The 15,866-nt window shown below is 71.2% G+C and carries 15 protein-coding genes; 8 read left to right on the forward strand and 7 right to left on the reverse strand.

The annotated features are described in order from the left end of the window. Window positions 1-216: 216 nt before the first annotated feature. Together MKK58_RS08540 and MKK58_RS08545 are read right to left on the reverse strand one after the other, a co-directional pair. The gene (locus tag MKK58_RS08540) at window positions 217-2,415 is read right to left on the reverse strand and encodes an FUSC family protein (protein ID WP_409565224.1); all 2,199 of its coding nucleotides are present in this window, start codon (window positions 2,413-2,415) and stop codon (window positions 217-219) included. A 162-nt stretch (window positions 2,416-2,577) separates the two neighbouring features. Continuing rightward, complete coding sequence (locus MKK58_RS08545; protein WP_243911665.1) at window positions 2,578-2,949, reverse strand: hypothetical protein; 372 nt, start codon at window positions 2,947-2,949, stop codon at window positions 2,578-2,580. A 387-nt stretch (window positions 2,950-3,336) separates the two neighbouring features. Between MKK58_RS08545 and MKK58_RS08550 the strand changes: the two genes are divergently transcribed. The 3 genes from MKK58_RS08550 to MKK58_RS08560 all read left to right on the forward strand — a co-directional run bounded on the left by MKK58_RS08550 (window position 3,337) and on the right by MKK58_RS08560 (window position 7,393). Then, window positions 3,337-4,032 (forward strand): PRC-barrel domain-containing protein, encoded by a 696-nt coding sequence (locus MKK58_RS08550; RefSeq protein ID WP_243911666.1) that lies wholly within the window; start codon window positions 3,337-3,339, stop codon window positions 4,030-4,032. Beyond that, complete coding sequence (locus tag MKK58_RS08555; RefSeq protein WP_243911667.1) at window positions 4,029-5,381, forward strand: MFS transporter; 1,353 nt, start codon at window positions 4,029-4,031, stop codon at window positions 5,379-5,381. Before MKK58_RS08550 ends, MKK58_RS08555 begins: the two co-directional genes overlap by 4 nt. A 245-nt stretch (window positions 5,382-5,626) precedes the next feature. After that, window positions 5,627-7,393: an ABC transporter ATP-binding protein gene (locus MKK58_RS08560; protein ID WP_243911668.1), complete on the forward strand. Its 1,767-nt coding sequence runs from the start codon at window positions 5,627-5,629 to the stop codon at window positions 7,391-7,393. 79 nt (window positions 7,394-7,472) lie between these two features. Here the strand turns inward: MKK58_RS08560 and MKK58_RS08565 are convergent, their stop codons facing one another. Further along, a complete protein-coding gene (locus MKK58_RS08565; protein WP_243911669.1) occupies window positions 7,473-8,687 on the reverse strand; it encodes a polyhydroxyalkanoate depolymerase in 1,215 nt (404 codons plus the stop codon). Between the two features lie 394 nt (window positions 8,688-9,081). On the opposite strand from MKK58_RS08565, the gene MKK58_RS08570 reads away from it, so the two are divergent. Then, the gene (locus MKK58_RS08570) at window positions 9,082-9,738 is read left to right on the forward strand and encodes a glutathione S-transferase family protein (protein WP_243911670.1); all 657 of its coding nucleotides are present in this window, start codon (window positions 9,082-9,084) and stop codon (window positions 9,736-9,738) included. 19 nt (window positions 9,739-9,757) lie between these two features. Here MKK58_RS08570 and MKK58_RS08575 read toward each other — a convergent pair whose 3' ends face one another. Further along, window positions 9,758-11,182: an ATP-binding protein gene (locus tag MKK58_RS08575; protein WP_243911671.1), complete on the reverse strand. Its 1,425-nt coding sequence runs from the start codon at window positions 11,180-11,182 to the stop codon at window positions 9,758-9,760. Continuing rightward, window positions 11,179-11,919: a response regulator gene (locus tag MKK58_RS08580; protein WP_409565220.1), complete on the reverse strand. Its 741-nt coding sequence runs from the start codon at window positions 11,917-11,919 to the stop codon at window positions 11,179-11,181. The genes MKK58_RS08575 and MKK58_RS08580 overlap by 4 nt, the downstream gene beginning before the upstream one ends. 273 nt (window positions 11,920-12,192) lie before the next feature. Between MKK58_RS08580 and MKK58_RS08585 the strand changes: the two genes are divergently transcribed. From MKK58_RS08585 to MKK58_RS08600, 4 genes are all read left to right on the forward strand, one after another. Next, a complete protein-coding gene (locus MKK58_RS08585; protein ID WP_243911804.1) occupies window positions 12,193-12,471 on the forward strand; it encodes an accessory factor UbiK family protein in 279 nt (92 codons plus the stop codon). 315 nt (window positions 12,472-12,786) lie between these two features. Continuing rightward, window positions 12,787-13,290: a YbjN domain-containing protein gene (locus MKK58_RS08590; protein WP_238277472.1), complete on the forward strand. Its 504-nt coding sequence runs from the start codon at window positions 12,787-12,789 to the stop codon at window positions 13,288-13,290. Beyond that, complete coding sequence (gene proC / locus MKK58_RS08595) at window positions 13,287-14,120, forward strand: pyrroline-5-carboxylate reductase (protein WP_313899275.1); 834 nt, start codon at window positions 13,287-13,289, stop codon at window positions 14,118-14,120. Before MKK58_RS08590 ends, proC begins: the two co-directional genes overlap by 4 nt. A gap of 66 nt (window positions 14,121-14,186) precedes the next feature. Continuing rightward, a complete protein-coding gene (locus MKK58_RS08600; protein WP_243911672.1) occupies window positions 14,187-14,981 on the forward strand; it encodes a TetR/AcrR family transcriptional regulator in 795 nt (264 codons plus the stop codon). Between the two features lie 3 nt (window positions 14,982-14,984). Here MKK58_RS08600 and MKK58_RS08605 read toward each other — a convergent pair whose 3' ends face one another. Beyond that, window positions 14,985-15,353 carry a cupin domain-containing protein gene (locus MKK58_RS08605; RefSeq protein WP_243911673.1) on the reverse strand — a complete coding sequence of 123 codons (369 nt, stop codon included), beginning with the start codon at window positions 15,351-15,353 and terminating at the stop codon, window positions 14,985-14,987. Window positions 15,354-15,564: 211 nt separating this feature from the next. Beyond that, entirely contained in the window at window positions 15,565-15,861 is a 297-nt protein-coding gene (locus MKK58_RS08610) for a hypothetical protein (RefSeq protein ID WP_243911674.1), read from the reverse strand. Window positions 15,862-15,866: the final 5 nt, after the last annotated feature.

Genomic DNA, 15,866 nt, shown 5'->3' on the forward strand with positions numbered 1-15,866 from the left:
CCCTGGAGGGATCTGACCACCGCCGTCCGCCGATTTGCGTTAACAACATTTCTTTAAGGAAATGGTTAATTTTGCATTAAGTGACCGGGTATCCTGTGATCCCGGTCCGGGCCGGAGGGCATCGGAACCGTCGGAATCCACTCGGCGGCGCAGGACTGTTGCAGACGCGTCACGGTGCCGACCCCGGCACGGGGCGCGGGCTCAGGCGCCGGTGAGCTACGATCCGCCGGGCCTCAGGGTCTCGGAGAGGAGTTCGACCTGACCGACGAGGCGGCGCAGTCCGTCGCCGCGGGGTGCGCCGGGCATCCCCGGCGGCATTCCCTCGCCGCCGAGGCTCGCCAGGGTCGCGGCGATCCAGTCGCTCCAGGCGGCAAGGGCCTCCGGCTCCGCCGGCTCGGCGGCGTAGCGCAGGGCCGTGAGCCGGGCCGAGATCCGCCGCAGGGTGGCGTCGGCGACCATCGCGGTCTCCACCTGGGGATGACGTCCCGCGCGCGGCTGCTGCAGGGCCCGGGCCAGGGCGGCCTCGAGGTCGTTCAAGGCGAGTCCGGCGGCGCGGGCGGCCTGGGCGCGGGCACCCGAGGCTTCGGCCTCGGCGCCGGTGCTGAGCACCGCGCGGGCGAAGGCGGCATGCGCCCGCACGGCCTTGCGCAATTCGAGGCGGACCTGGTCGGGCTCCCAGATCGGCCAGAGCACGAGGGCGCTGCCCACCGCGATGAGGCCGCCGAGGAGGGTGAGGAGAGCCCGCATGCCCGCCACCTCCCAGGACCCGTGGCCGGGCTCCACCACCTCGACGAGGAGCACCACGAGGGGGGTCAGGCAGGCGATGAAGACCCCGTAGCTGACCTGACGCGCGGCAAAGCCGATGATGCTCAGGGGAAAGACCAGGGCCGCCAGGGCCAGGGGCGAGGTGGCGAAGCTCGCCAGGACGGCGCCGATCAGCCCGCCGAGCACCGTGCCGCCGATCCGCTCCAGGGCGCGCTGCCAGGTGGCGGCGTAGAAGGGCTGCATCGTCAGCACCACCGTCATGGTGAGCCAGTGGGCGAAGGGTCCCGCCCAGACCAGGGTGGCCCAGAGGGCGGGGGCCGCGACCACGGTCGCCCGCACGGCGTGGCGCAGGTTGGCGGAGGCGAAGGTGAAGTTGGTGCCGAGCGGCCCGAGGAGCCGGGTTCCGAGGGGTAGACTCGCCCGGCCGAGCAGGGCGCCGCCGGGCCGGTAGCCCTCCGGCGTCGAGAGCTTCGCGCCGATGCGGACGCGGTCGAGGATGCGGATGGCGAGATCGTGCAGTTCGCGGTCATGGGCGAGACGCCGGGTGCCGCGGTCGATCGCCCGCTCCAGGCGGACGAGGTCGATGGCGCTGTCGTCGCGGATGGCCCGGGCGATGACGCCCAGCAGCGGCCGGAGCCGGCGCAGGAAGCGGCGCGCCATCCGGCGCCGGCGCGGGTCCGGCTCGCCCTCGACGAGGTCTGACAGGGCGATGAGGGCGGCGAAGATCTGCTCGGCCGCCTCCAGGCGGATCAGGGCCTGGGCGGTGCGGTCGGAGATGCGCTCGCGGCTGCGGGCGAGGTCGACGATGACGGTCCGCGCCTGCTCGATCGCCTCGCGCACGCCCCGGCGGTGGGCGCGGGCGTGCCGGTCGAAGGCCTGGCGTTCGAAGGTCTGGCGATCGAAGATCTGGCGGGCGCCCCCTCCGGCGTGCCGCGTCTCGTGCTTCTCGGGCCAGGCCAGAGAGGCGAGGTCCTCGAGGTCGTCGCAGAGGCGGGTTAGGCGGCGCCAGACCTCGGCCACCGCGCGGTGCGTCGGGCGATAGGGATGCAGCCGCCAGAGCAGGAGTGCCAGCAGCGTCGCCCACAATCCACCGGCGGCGAAGACCAGCCCGGCCACCAGCGCCTGATCGGGCGTGAGCGGCCGGTCGAGGGCAAAGCACAGGACGAGGACGAGGACGTTGCCGGCGGCCTGCGCCTGCACGCCCCAGACTCGCGCATAGGTGCAGCCGAAGATGACGATGCCGGCGAGCGGCACCACGGGGACCGGCCCGAGGGGCTGCATCAGGCCGAACAGGCCCCAGATCACGCCCCCCAGCAGCGAGAAGATCGTGAGCACGAGGAGGCGCGAGCGCATCGGCCCGCCCGCATCGGCGAAGCACGCGAGGTTCGCGGCGAGCGCCACGGTGAGCAGCGGCGGCCAGGGCAGCCATTCGTGCAGCAGGATGACGAGGCCGAAGGCCAGGGCCGCCCGCACCCCGTCGACGAGGCTGAGGCCGCGCGGATCGAGGCCGATCGGCAAGCGCGTGAGATCCTGTCCCGGATTGGCCAGGGTGCCGCGCCCGCGCAGGAACGCGGCGGCGCGCGCCCTCCGGCGCGGGCCGGTTGCGGAGCGGGATTTGCCGGAGATCGGTGGGGTCGCGGGCACGCGCAGGCTCCACGGAACGTCAGGTCCCGTCCGCACGGGCGGCGGGACCCCTTCCGCGGGAGCGATCTGTAGGACCGTCGCGGGCGCACCGGAACCACCGGACCGGCACGGGAGCCCTGCGTTCGGCGGCAGTCCGCGCCCCGGGGCGCGTCAGCCCGGGCGGCGGGTCTAGAACTTCCCGCCGACGCCGACGCCGCCGCCCTGGCTCATCTGGGGCCCGAGGCCGCCGGAGCTCGAGCGGCTCGTGGTCTCGCCCTCGATGTCCTCCCGGCGGATGCGCCGCTCCTCGTTCGCCGCCGCGCGGGTCTGGCCGCCGGCGCTGCTCGGCAGGTTCAGGCGGCGGGTCGGCGTGGTCTGGGCCTCTCCGCCGTCGGCATCGGCACGGGCGCCGCGCCGGGGGGCCGGGGCGGTGCCGCGCATCGAGGGCGGCGGCCCGACCTCCGTCTCGGGCATCACGCCACCGCCCCCGCCGAGGGCTTGGCAGCCCCCGAGGGCGGCGGCAACGAGCGCCGCGGCGCAGACTCTGGACGGAAACGACATCGGATCTGGTCCTCAAGCAAGACGATGGTGCCCCGGGGGCACCCTGCGCATCATTCTGCCTCTCTACGACGCGGTTTGGGCGAAAACCAGACGGGCCGCCACGCGCGGGACATTGCGGCCACGCTTCGACTGGTGCCAGAGTGAATCCGGTGGAACGCAGCCGCCCCGGGGGCGGTCCGTTTCTTGCCCGGCGCGCAGGCATTCCCGATTCGTCGGGAACCGGCCGCCGCGACGACCCACACCCTATCGGCTCATCCACAACTTCGCCTTGGTCCCCGCGCAATGAGGCCGGCGCCGCCCTCGGGCGGAACCCGCCGCTCAAGCCACGATTGTGCGAGACCGGGCCGACGCATACCTCGGGGAACGCGCGTGTTCAGAATTGTCCGGATGATCGCCACCGCGACGATCACCCTTTGGGCCGCAGCCGCGGCCGCCCAAAGCCCGGCAACGCCCGGGAAGGAACCGGCCTCCGCCGGGGGCGACGTCACGACGGGCTCGCCCGGCACGGCTCCGCCCCCCGCCGCACCGCCGCAGGCGGCACCGGCACAGTCGGCGCAGCCGGCCGTTCCGCCCGCATCCGCGCCGCCGCCGGCGGGCGCCACAGGCACGCCCGCCACCGTGCTCGACACGCAGGATTACGACGGCGTGCTCGGCAAGGCCGTGCGCAGCTCCACCGGCGAGGATATGGGCCGGATCATCGACATCATCCTCGACAAGGACGGCCGGCCGCGCGCCGCCATCATCGATTTCGGCGGCTTCCTCGGTGTCGGCTCGCGCAAGATCGCGGTGGACTGGCGCGCGATGCGCTTCACCTCGGACGGCAAGCCGAGCCGGCTGGTGCTCCAGCTCAGCCGCAACCAGGTCCGCGTCTCCCCCGAGTACAAGCCCGGCGAACCCATCGTGGTCCTCGGCCCCGCGAGCCCGGCGACGCCCGCCGAGGGCGAGCAGGCCGCCGCACCCGTTCAGGGACCGCCTGCCCCCGCTTCCGCGCCTGTCGCCGTGACGGCTCCGGCTCCGGGCGCCGCCCCCGCTACCCCCGATAAGGCGCCGGACAAGCCGGCCGAGAAGTCGCCGGATCGATGACGGCGCCGCGTCCGAAGAACCGCCGGGCCCTCAAGCCCCGCGAGGTGCCGCGCCCGGACTTCCGGCCGCGTCCGCTCCCCCGTCGCGACGCCCTCACGGACGACGCCCCGGCCGCGACGGCAGTGGAGGCTCCGGGCGACATGAAGGTGATCTCTCGGGCAAGCACCCGCGGCCTGGACGGCTTCGCGTTCTTCGTGGCCAACCTGCAGACCGGCTTCGGGCCTTTCCTGGCCGTCTACTTCACCCAAGCCAAGTGGACGCAGTCCGATATCGGCTTCGCGCTCACGGTGGGCAGCCTCGTCAGTCTGCTGGGACAGGTGCCGGGCGGCGCCTTCGTGGACGCCGTGCGCTCGCGCCGCTTCGCCGCGGGCTTCTCGGTGGTCGCCATCGCGCTGAGCGCCTTCGCGCTCGCCATGTGGCCGAACTTCCTCGTCGTGCTGCTGGCCATGGCGGCGCATTCCGCCGCGAGCTGCATCCTCACGCCGGCCATCGCGGCGATCAGCATCGGCCTCGTCGGCCATGCGCGGGCGGGCGAGCGCCTCGGGCGCAACGCCAGTTTCTCCGCCCTCGGCAACGCGGTCGCCGCCGCCGGCATGGGCGCCTGCGGCTACTACCTCTCCAACGACGCCGTGTTCTACCTGACGGCAGCCCTCATGGTGCCGACGCTCATCGCACTGTCCTGGATCCGCCCCGGCGAGATCGACGGGCCGCCCCGCGCCAAGGTCGCCGCGGACGCGCCATCCCCGCGCGGCGGCGACGGCCTGCGCGCGCTCCTCACCAACCGCGCCCTGCTGTGCTTCGGCGCCTGCATGACGCTGTTCTTCCTCGCCAATGCGGCGATGCTGCCCCTGGTGGGCAGCATGCTCACCCTGCGAGCGAGCGAGACCGCGACGGCGCTGATCGCGGCCTGTATCGTGGTGCCGCAGGTGGTTCTGGCCCTGTCGGCTCCGGCTGTCGGGCGCGCCGCCGAGCGCTGGGGCCGGCGCCCGCTCCTCCTCATCGGCTTCCTCGCACTGCCGATCCGCGGCCTGCTCTTCGCCTACGTGGACAGCCCCGAACTCCTCGTGGCCGTGCAGGTCTTCGACGGCGTCTCGGCGGCGGTCTTCGGCGTGATGGTGCCCCTCGTGGTCTCGGACGCCACCCGCAAGACGGGCCACTTCAACCTGGCGCTGGGCGCGGTCGGCACGGCCATGGGTATCGGTGCCGCGCTCTCGACGTCGCTGGCCGGCATCATGGCCGACCGGCTTGGCAGCCACACGGCCTTCCTGGGCCTCGCCATCGTGGGATTCGCGGCCTTCGCCCTGGTCGCGTTGATCATGCCGGAGACGCGCCCCGCCACCGAGGCGTGAACGGGAAAAGCATGGGGGCGGCATCGAATTCGCTTGCCGCTCAAGCGGGGTTCAGGTTCGTGCGCTAGAACGCGCGAACCTCCGTCAGACACTGCAACGCTTGTCTCCTTTTCGCGTTGCGCGTTAGGGGGGCTCAAGTTCCCGTGTGTGACACACGCGGGAAACCAGGGTCCGCGAGGACGCTTTCAACAAGGGTACGTCCCCCCGTCATCGGGTGGATGCTCGAAACCGGGATGGTCACCGCGATGGAAGACCTCTGCGTTTATGCCGATCGGCCGTTCGCCTTCGTGGGACGCTACCTGCGCCGCCGCGCCCTGCCGCATGCGGTGATCCTGTGCGCGGTTCTCGGCGCGGTCGGCTTCTCCGTGAGCACCGACTACGCGCTGAAGGGTGTGGTCGATGCGCTCAGCAAGGGCCCATCGGCGGGGCTGATCTGGGGGGCCCTCGCCGTCCTGATCGCCTTCATCGCCGCCGACAACCTGCTCTGGCGCGTGGCGAGCCTCGTCGGCTCCTTCACCTTCGTGGGCGTCACCGGCGACATTCGCCGCGACCTGTTCCGCCACATGACCGGGCACTCGCCCTCGTTTTTCGCCGATCGCCAGCCGGGTACCCTGGCCTCGCGCATCACCGCGACCTCGAACGCGATCTTCACGGTCGAGAACATGTTCGTGTTCAACGTGATGCCGCCCTGCGTCGCGGCCTTTGGCTCGATCCTCTACATCGGCACCGTCAATCTCACGATGGCGCTGGTGCTCGCCGGCATCTTCGCCGCCGTGGTGGTGCTGATGTTCAAGATGGCGGCTGCCGGAAAGCCCCTCCACCACGACTTCGCCGCCAAGGCGGCCTCCGTCGACGGCGAGATGGTCGACCTCGTGGGCAACATGCCCCTGGTGCGCGCCTTCTCGGCGTTCAAGCGCGAATACACCCGCTTCGACGGCACCATCGGCCAGGAGATGCGCTCGCGCCGGTCCTCGCTGCTCTATCTCGAGAAGCTGCGCATCGTGCACGCCATCCTCACCGTACTGGCGGTGCTGGGCCTGCTCTACTGGGCGATCACCATGTGGGAGGCCGGTCAGGCCACCAACGGCCAGGTGGTGCTGGTCTGCACCCTGGGCATCCGCATCCTCGCCGCGACCCGCGACCTCGCCGTGGCGCTCGTCGACGCGACCCAGCACACCGCACGCCTCTCGGAAGCGCTCCACACCCTGCTCCAGCCGCACGATCTCATCGACCACCCGGAGGCCGAGCCCCTCTCCGGCAGCACGGGCGCCGAGATCACCTTCGACCACGTCGCCTTCGCCTACCCGGACGGGCGCGGCGTCTTCACGGATTTCGACCTCGTCATCCAGCCCGGCCAGCGGGTCGGCCTCGTGGGCAAGTCGGGGGGCGGCAAGTCGACCCTATTCTCCCTGCTGCAGCGCTTCTACGATGCGCAGGGCGGCCGCATCCTGATCAACGGCCAGGACATCCAGCGGGTCACGCAGGAATCCCTGCGCGAGGCCATCACGGTGGTGCCGCAGGACGTCTCGATGTTCCACCGCACCCTGCGGGAGAACATCCGCTACGGCCGGCCCGACGCGTCCGACGAGGACGTCTGGAAGGCGGCCGCGGCCGCCCACTGCACCGACTTCATCGAGGCGCTGCCGGAAGGGTTCGACACGATCGTGGGCGACCGGGGCGTGAAGCTCTCCGGCGGCCAGCGTCAGCGCATCGCGATCGCGCGGGCGATCCTGAAGGATTCGCCGATCCTGCTCCTCGACGAGGCGACCTCGGCCCTCGACGCCGAGTCCGAGGAGGCGATCCGCCACGCGCTCGCCAACCTGATGAAGGGCCGCACCGTGATCGCCATCGCGCACCGGCTCTCCACCCTGAAGGATTTCGACCGGATCGTGGTGCTGGAGGGCGGCCTGATCATCCAGGACGGCTCGCCGGACAAGCTCACCCATCTCGACGGCTTCTACCGCGAGCTGATGAAGAAGGAATCCATGTCGATGGCGCTCGCGGCGGCCTGACGCGCCGAGCACGTCGCGCCCCGGTGGGACCCGCCCTTGGCCTGGCGGATCTCGGGCTGGCCCGAGATCCAAGCGCCGCTCAGTTGTGCGACTGGATGAAGTTGCGCACCAACGGGTAGGTCTGGTTCTCCCACTTGCGGCCCGAGAAGACCCCGTAATGGCCGACGCCGGCCTGGAGGTGGTGGCTCTTCATGTGATGGGGCAGGCTCGTACAGAGGTCGTGCGCCGCCATGGTCTGGCCCACCGCGCAGATGTCGTCCCGCTCGCCCTCGACCGTCATCAGCGCGGTCCTGCGGATCGCCCCCATGTCGATGGGATTGCCGCGGTAGGTGAGCTCGTTCTTGGCCAGGGTGTAGTCCTGGAACACGGTCTTGACCGTCTCGATGTAGAACTCCGACGCGAGGTCGAGGACGGCGAAGTACTCGTCGTAGAAGCCCTCGATCTGCTGCGCCTTCTCGGTCTCGCCGTTGGCGAGATGCCAGAACAGGTCGGCATGGCCCTGCATGTGGCGCTTGGCGTTCATCGAGACGAAGGCCGAGACCTGCATGAAGCCCGGATAGACCCGCCGGCCCGCGCCCTTGTGGCGGTCCGGCACGGTGGCGATCAGGTTCTTCTCGAACCATTCGATCGGCTTCGAGGTGGCGAGGTGGTTCACCGAGGTCGGCGAGATCCGGCAATCCACCGGGCCGGCCATCAGCGTCATGCTGCGCGGGTGGGCCACGTCCTTGGAATGCGCCATGACGGCCGCGGCGGCGAGGGCCTGCACGGCGGGCTGGCACACGGCGACGAGATGCGCGCCCTCACCGATCACGCCGAGGAACTGCACGAGGTGATCGACGTAGTCGTCGAACCCGAACGGCCCGGCGCTCAGGGGCACGTCGCGGGCGTTGTGCCAGTCGGTGATGTAGACGTCGTGGTCGGGCAGCAGGGTGCGCACCGTGCCGCGCAGCAGGGTCGCGAAGTGCCCCGACAGCGGCGCCACCACAAGGACGCGCGGCTGCACCGTGTCGATGTCCTTCTTGAAGCGCAGGAGGGTACCGAACGGCGTGGCGAAGGCCGATTCCTCGGTCACCGGCACCTCGCGGTTGCCCACCGTGACGCTGTCGATGCCGTAGGCCGGGCGCGCGAAGGTGAGGCCCGCCCGCATCATCATGCGGGCGCCGGCCGACCACCAGTTCAGCGGCTCCCGGTAGCCGGCGGCGGTCCAGGGCGAAACGGCGTCGTGGACGAGACGTCCCCAGGCTCGGGTCTGGGCAGCCAGATCCGACTGGGCATCGAAAGCACGATAGAGCATGCAGCCCGAACTCCTACGCGAACGGTCGAACAAGAAAAACGTCCGCGATGGACGGGTGCGCCGGCAGGGCCGGCGACGGGGCGCTACGCTGCGGCAGGCCGGCGCCCGACGCAACGGGCCTGACAGGTGATATCCTGCGGCTGTTGTGCGTATACATCACAAGGACAGGAACACGCTGCGGACCGGATGATGCGCGGGCTCCCGGGTTCCCGATCGCGAAAGGACTGGGTCAACCCGCCGCGCCTGAGAAAAGATCCCTCAACCCTGCGATGCGGACCACGGGACACCAGAATCATCTTGCAGGCTCGTCCGTTCGCGGCATGAGTCTTGGATCGCGAGGTGGCCGCGCGAGCAGGCCTCGATCGCTCGAATGTGAAGACCATCAGGGGTGACCATGCCTGCGGCGACACTGACCATCTCCAGTCGCAATTACTCGTCCTGGTCGCTGCGCGGCTGGCTGGTCTGCCGCATGGCGGGCCTCGACTTCGAGACCGAGCTGCTTTCCGGCAACGACGCCTCCACCCGGGCGGAGCTGCTGCATCTCTCGCCCTCCTTCCTCGTGCCTCGCCTCGTCCACGGCGAGATCATCGTCTGGGATACCCTGGCGATCGCCCAGTACCTCAACGAGATCCGGCCGGAGGCCGGGTTCCTGCCCCGCAACGCCGTGGCCCGCGCCCATTGCCGCTCGATCTCGGGGGAGATGCATGGCGGCTTCATCAACCTGCGCTCGGCCCTGCCGATGAACCTCAAGGCGCGCCACACCAACTTCAAGATCTTCAACGGCGCGCGGGGCGACATCGAGCGGGTCATCACAATCGTGGACGAGTGCCTGTCGCGCTACGACGGCCCCTTCCTGTTCGGCGAGACGCCGAGCCTCGCCGACGCGATGTTCGCGCCCGTCTGCACGCGCTTCCGCACCTACGACGTCGCGCTCTCGCGCAAGACCGCCCTCTACCGCGACACCATCCTGGCCTGGCCGCTGATGGAGGAATGGGCGGCCGAGGCCGGTCGCGAACCCGACGAGATCGAGGAACTCGACATGGAGTTCTGATCAGGCCCGGGGGCGGGGATCAGGCGGCGGCGCGGGTGCCCGGGTCGACGGCGGGGCTCGTCGGGGCGCCCGCCACGGCTGCGGCGCGCGGCATTTCGATCCGCGCGCTCAGGCCTCGCGGCGTGCGGTTGCGCAGGGTGAGCCGGCCCTCATGCGATTCCACGATGGCGAGCACGATCGACAGGCCGAGGCCGAAGCCGCTCGCGGTATCGAGGTTGCGCGCCCGGTCCCCGCGCACGAAGGGCTGGAGCATGGCGTCGCGCTCCGCCTCCGGAATGCCGGGTCCGTCGTCGCTGACCTCGACGGCGACGCCGCGTTCCGTCTGCGTCACCGAGAGGCGGGCGCCACCGCCGTACTTCACGGCGTTGTCCACGAGGTTGACGATCGCCCGCTGCAACTCGTCCGGACGCGCCTGGACCAGCACGTGGCGCGTTTCCGCCACCCGGACGTCGGCGCCGATATCGGCGAACTCGTCCGCCACGGTCTGCACGACGGAGGCGAGGTCGACCAGGGTCTTGGCACCCCCCTCGGGAGCCTGACCGTCGCGCACGAAGGACAGGGCCGCCTCCACGAGGCCGTTCATCTGGTCGAGGTCGCGCAGGGTCATGGCCCGAGCATGCTCGTCCTCGATGAACTCCGCCCGCAGGCGCAGGCGGGTGATCGGGGTGCGCAGGTCGTGGCTGATGGCGGCCAGCATCTGGGTGCGGTCGTCGATGAGGCGGCGCACGCGGGCGCGCATCCGGTCGAGGGCCCGCGACACCGCGACGACCTCGCGCGGGCCGTTCTCGGGCAGGTCGACGAGGTTCATGCGAGTGCCGAACACGTCGGCGGCCTCGGCCAGGCGGGCCAGCGGCGCCGTGAGCGCCCGGGTCGCGTAGAGGGAGATCACCGATACGACGACGGCCAGGAACACGAAGGTGAAGATGATGGCGCCCTGCCGCATCGGGGGCCGGTCGTCGTCCGGCACCAGGGCCGAGAGCCGCGCGCCACCGGGCGTCTCGACCCCGACCCTGACGCCGACGGGCGCCTCCGCCGCGCGCGATCCGCCCCCGAGATCGGTGATCGCCAGGGGCCGGGCGAAGCCGTCGCGCAGGCGCTGGACCATCGGATGGTCGGAGATGCGATCCCCGGCCTCCGGCGCCGCGGCGTCCGTGGGCTTGCCGTCCCACGCTTCCAGGCGGAGGGTCGGCAGCATCCGCGCCGCATTGGCCAGCAGCGCGGGGCGGTCGGCCGGGCTGGCGCCGTCGAGGAGGCGCGTGACCGTGGCGATGCGCGTCGCCGCGACGCCGGGATGGTCGTCGGGCCGCCAGGGCTCGCGCAGGGTGAAGAACGCGAGGGTCGCCAGCGCGTGGGCCAGGACCACCGCCGCCACGATGAGGAGGGCGATCTGCCCGGCGACGCTCGACGGAACGAGGGCGCGCAGGCGGTTCCAGCGGACCCTCATGCGCGGGTCACTTCGGGCGTGAACAGGTAGCCGCCGGAGCGGATGGTGCGGATGATCTCGGGATTGCGCGGGTCCTGCTCGATCTTCTGGCGGATGCGGCTGATCAGGACGTCGATGCTGCGCTCGAACGGTCCGGCGGCCCGCCCCTGCGTCAGGTCGAGGAGCTGGTCGCGGGAGAGCACCCGGCCGGGCCTGAGGCAGAGGGCGTGCAGCAGGTCGAACTCCGCCCCCGTGATGGCGATGCGCGCCGCCTCGGGGCTGAGGAGCTGGCGCAGGGACACGTCGAGGGTCCAGCCGAGGAAGCGCAGGCGGCGCACGCCCTCCTCCGCCTCGGTCTCCGTGCCCGAGCCCCGCCGCAGGATGGCGCGGATGCGGGCCAGGAGCTCGCGCGGATTGAACGGCTTGCCGAGGTAGTCGTCGGCCCCGATCTCCAGACCGATGATCCGGTCGATCTCCTCCGCCTTGGCGGTGAGCATGAGGATCGGGATGCGGGAGGCGGCGCGCAGGCGCCGGCAGAGGCTGAGGCCGTCCTCGCCGGGGAGCATCAGGTCGAGCACGACGAGATCGACCCGGGCATCGGCCAGAATCCGGTCCATGGAGACGCCGTCCCCCGCGAGGCTGACGCGGCACTCGTTCGCCCGGAGGTAGCGCGCCACGAGGGCGCTGATCTCGCGGTCGTCCTCGACGAGGAGGATATGGGGATGGGTCGTACTCGTCTGCGGCATGGTCCCGAGCATCGCGGCTCCTCGCGCATCCGGGAAACCCCGGCGCGGATTGGTCGGCGTGCGATTATGCGCCCTCCCGACCCCGGGGCGAAGGGCCGCTCCCGCAACGATTTGTAAACGGCTGTTTCGAGCGCGCCGCATCGGAAACGGCCCGAAACACACGGGCCCGGGCCCGGCAATCCGCCGGCACGGATTGCCGGGGGACGCGCCGATTCTTATGTCGGTGCGATGGCGCCGGTCTCGTGACCGTCACGGATGGCGGCCTCGACCCTTCGGGAGACGATGATGCAAGGCTCGAACCGGCTGTTCGACGATTTCGCCCGCCTGATGACCGACGCCGCCGGGGCCGCCCAGGGCGTGCGCCGCGAGGCCGAGACGGTGTTCAAGGCCCAGGTCGAGCGTCTGATCCGCGACATGGACATCGCCTCCCGCGAGGAGCTCGACGTGCTGCGCGACCTCGTCTCGGCGCTGCGCACCCAGAACGACACCCTGGCCGCCCGCGTCACGGCGCTCGAGGCCAAGCTCGGCGCGGACGCGCATGCGGGGGCCAGCGAAGCGGTCTGATTCCTGGCTGGTTTCCTGGCCGATTCGCGGGCCTCCAAGGCCGTCGCGCTTGTGCACAGGAAGGAACGGTGGACGGTCGCTTTCCTGTTCACCGGCTCACCGACGCGCTTTGAAACGGGAGTCCGGCCCGGTCTATAGTGGGTCATGACCTGATTCGCCTTCGACCCGAACCGCCCTGCACCGAACAGAATCGCCGTGTTTCGCCCATCCTCGCGGGCGTGACTGGCACAGATCCGGATCACGGTGGCCCTGGTCGTCCGTCCGACGCTCGCAACGACTTCGCCGATCTGCCACGGATCGACAAACTGGACCGCCATGACCCAACTCCACATCGAAGATCACGACCGGCACGAGCATCCCCTCGACATCGTCGAGCGCCTCGCGTCGCTGCGCGACTGGATCTTCGACCGGGCGGAGACCGACGAGATGTCGGTCTCCGTCGCCGGGCGCTGGGCCGATTACCACGTCGCGTTCACCTGGATCGAGGACGTGGAGGCGCTGCACGTGGCCTGTGCCTTCGACCTGAAGGTGCCGGAGCGCCGGCGCACCGAGATCCTGACGCTGGTCTCCCTGGTCAACGAGCAATTGTGGGTCGGGCATTTCGACCTGTGGTCGACGGACAACGTGGTGATGTTCCGCCACTCGCTGCTGCTGACGGGCGGGGCCGCGCCGACGCAGGGCCAGTGCACGATGATGCTGAAATCGGCGGTCGATGCCTGCGAGCGCTACTATCAGGCGTTCCAGTTCGTGCTCTGGGCCGGCAAGTCCGCCCGCGAGTCCCTCGATGCCGTGCTCTTCGAGACCGAAGGCGAGGCGTGAGCGCGCCCTCCCCGTCCTCCGCCGCCCTCCCCGCCACCCTCACACTCGTCGGCGCCGGCAAGATGGGGGGCGCGATGCTCTCCGGCTGGCTCTCCGCCGGGCTGGATGCCGGCCGCACCACGATCCTCGACCCGCAGGCCTCCCCGGAGATGCGGGCGCTCTGCGCGGCGCGCGGGCTCGCGCTCAACCCGGCCGTGCCGCCCGTGTCGGAGGCCCTGGTGCTGGCGATGAAGCCGCAGGGCCTAGAGGCCGCCGCCCCGGGGCTCGTGTCCCTTATCGGACCGGACACGCTCGTAATCTCCATCCTGGCGGGCAAGACCATCGCCAACCTGCGCGACCGCCTGCCCGGGGCCCGTGCCATCGTGCGGGCCATGCCCAACCTCCCCGCCAGCATCGGCCGGGGGGCGACCGGGGCCGTCGCGAGCGCGGAGGTCGAGGCGCGACAGCGGGCCCAGGCGGACGCGCTTCTCGCCAGCGTCGGCTCGGTGGAATGGCTCGACGACGAGGGCCTGATCGACGCCCTGACCGCCGTCTCGGGCTCCGGCCCGGCCTACGTTTTCCTCCTGGCCGAGGTGATGGCGCAGGCGGGCGCCGCCGCCGGCCTGCCCGCCGACATGGCCGCGCGTCTTGCCCGCTCCACGGTCTCGGGCGCCGCCGCCCTCCTCGACGCCAATCCCCGCGAGGCCGGGCTGCTGCGCCAGGACGTGACCTCGCCGGGCGGGACCACGGCGGAGGCGCTGGCCGTGCTGATGCGCAGCGGTGGCCTGCCGGACCTGATGCGCGAGGCCGTGGACGCGGCGCGGCGCCGCGCCGGAGCGCTGGCGGGCTGAGCCGGACCTAACGTTCCGCCATCGCGACACTACATGGGGAGCGAATTGGACGAGGATCGCACGACCATGGCCAAACGCCCCGGCTCTCCCAAGCCCGAGACCCACGAGACCGACACGAACGCCGTCAGCACCGAGGTGGTGTCGGGCGAGACGAAGCCGTCCCCGCGCGAAGCCGCCGTCGAGGCCCTGATGCGGCTCGCCGCCGAGCAGCCGTGGAACGACATCGAGGTCGGCGACATCGCCCGGGAGGCCGGCCTGAGCCTCGCCGAACTGCGCGACCTCTTCCCGTCCAAGGGGGCGGTGCTCGGGGGCCTTTCGCGCATCATCGACCGCAAGGTGCTGGAGGGCGACAATTCGGACCTCGCCGACGAGCCGACCCGCGAGCGCCTATTCGACGTCCTGATGCGCCGCCTCGACGCGATGACGCCCTACAAGGACGCCCTGCGTCGGATCTCCTACGCCCTGCGCGGCGATCCGCTCTCGATGTTGGCGCTGAACGGCGTCGCCCTGAACTCGCACCGCTACATGCTGGCCGCCGCCGGCATCAACACCGAGGGGCCGCTCGGCCGCCTCAAGCTCCAGGGCGTGGTCATCGCCTTCGCCCGCACGGTGGAGGTCTGGCTCGACGACGACGATCCGGCGCTGGCCCGGACCATGGCGCGCCTCGACAAGGAGATCCGCAACGGCGAGCGTTTCATGGAGCGCGCCGACGACGCCCGTCGCCTCACCGCGCCCTTCCGGGCGCTGGGCCGCTCGCTCCTCGACCGGGGCGGACGCGCGCGCCGGGCACGCCACGCGGCGGACGACCGCAACGAGGATGCGGGCAACCCCCTCGGCGGCGACCCGGCCGCGGCCATCTGAGACCTAACCCGGATCGGCCGAAATCTGCACCGGCCGGTCCGTCTCCCCGAGGTGGATCGCCAGCCAGATCGTCGGCCGGTCCGGGTCGGTGAAGGTGACCCGGTGGGCCGTACCGGCCGGAATGAAGAGGTGGTCGCCCGGCGCCAAGGCCGTCTCGACGTCGCCCATGTCCAGCCGGGCCGCGCCGGCTAGGAGCAGAACCCACTCGTCATGGGCCTGCCGATAGGGCCGGTCCACCGGCGTGATCTGCCCCCGGGAGACGATGCGCTCGATCCGGCATCCGGGCCGCGCGAGGAGGTCTGTGAACACCTCGCCCGCCGATGCGTCGGGCAGGTCGGCGAAGATGTTGGCGGCGGGGCTGATGGGGGCCATCGGCTCTCCTCGGGTTCGGCGCAGAGCCCGACCTATCGCGCGGACGCCACGCCGGTCGAATGGTCCGGGTCATCCGGTGTCGCGGGGTTTCGCGCGGCCGGTGGAGCCTCGGTCAGACACCCTGCCAGGATCTGACGTAGGTCGCGTGCACGGTAGGCCTTCGGCCGCAGCCGGTATCGACAACCATCGTCATGACGAGACGATCGCCGTCCTAGCGGTAGCGGATCGTGAAGGCCCGTCCCGTCGGCCAGCCGCGTCCCTGCGGGTCCCAGCGGCCATTGCCGGTCAGATCGGTGGAGCCGGTCCGCTCGAGGGTCGCCGTCCACCCGTTGTTGGCGCTGACGACGATGCCCCGATCTCTGGTCCGAAAGTTGATCCGACAGGTTGGACAGGCGCCCGCATTGGTGGCGATCTGCTGCCATTCGCCCAGGATGGACTCGGCTTGCTCCGCCTCGGCCGAGACGGGAAGGACGAGGGCGGCGAGCACCACCAATCCGGCCGGTCTCATTCCCA

Source organism: Methylobacterium sp. J-078, from assembly GCF_022829285.1.
GTDB lineage: Bacteria > Pseudomonadota > Alphaproteobacteria > Rhizobiales > Beijerinckiaceae > Methylobacterium.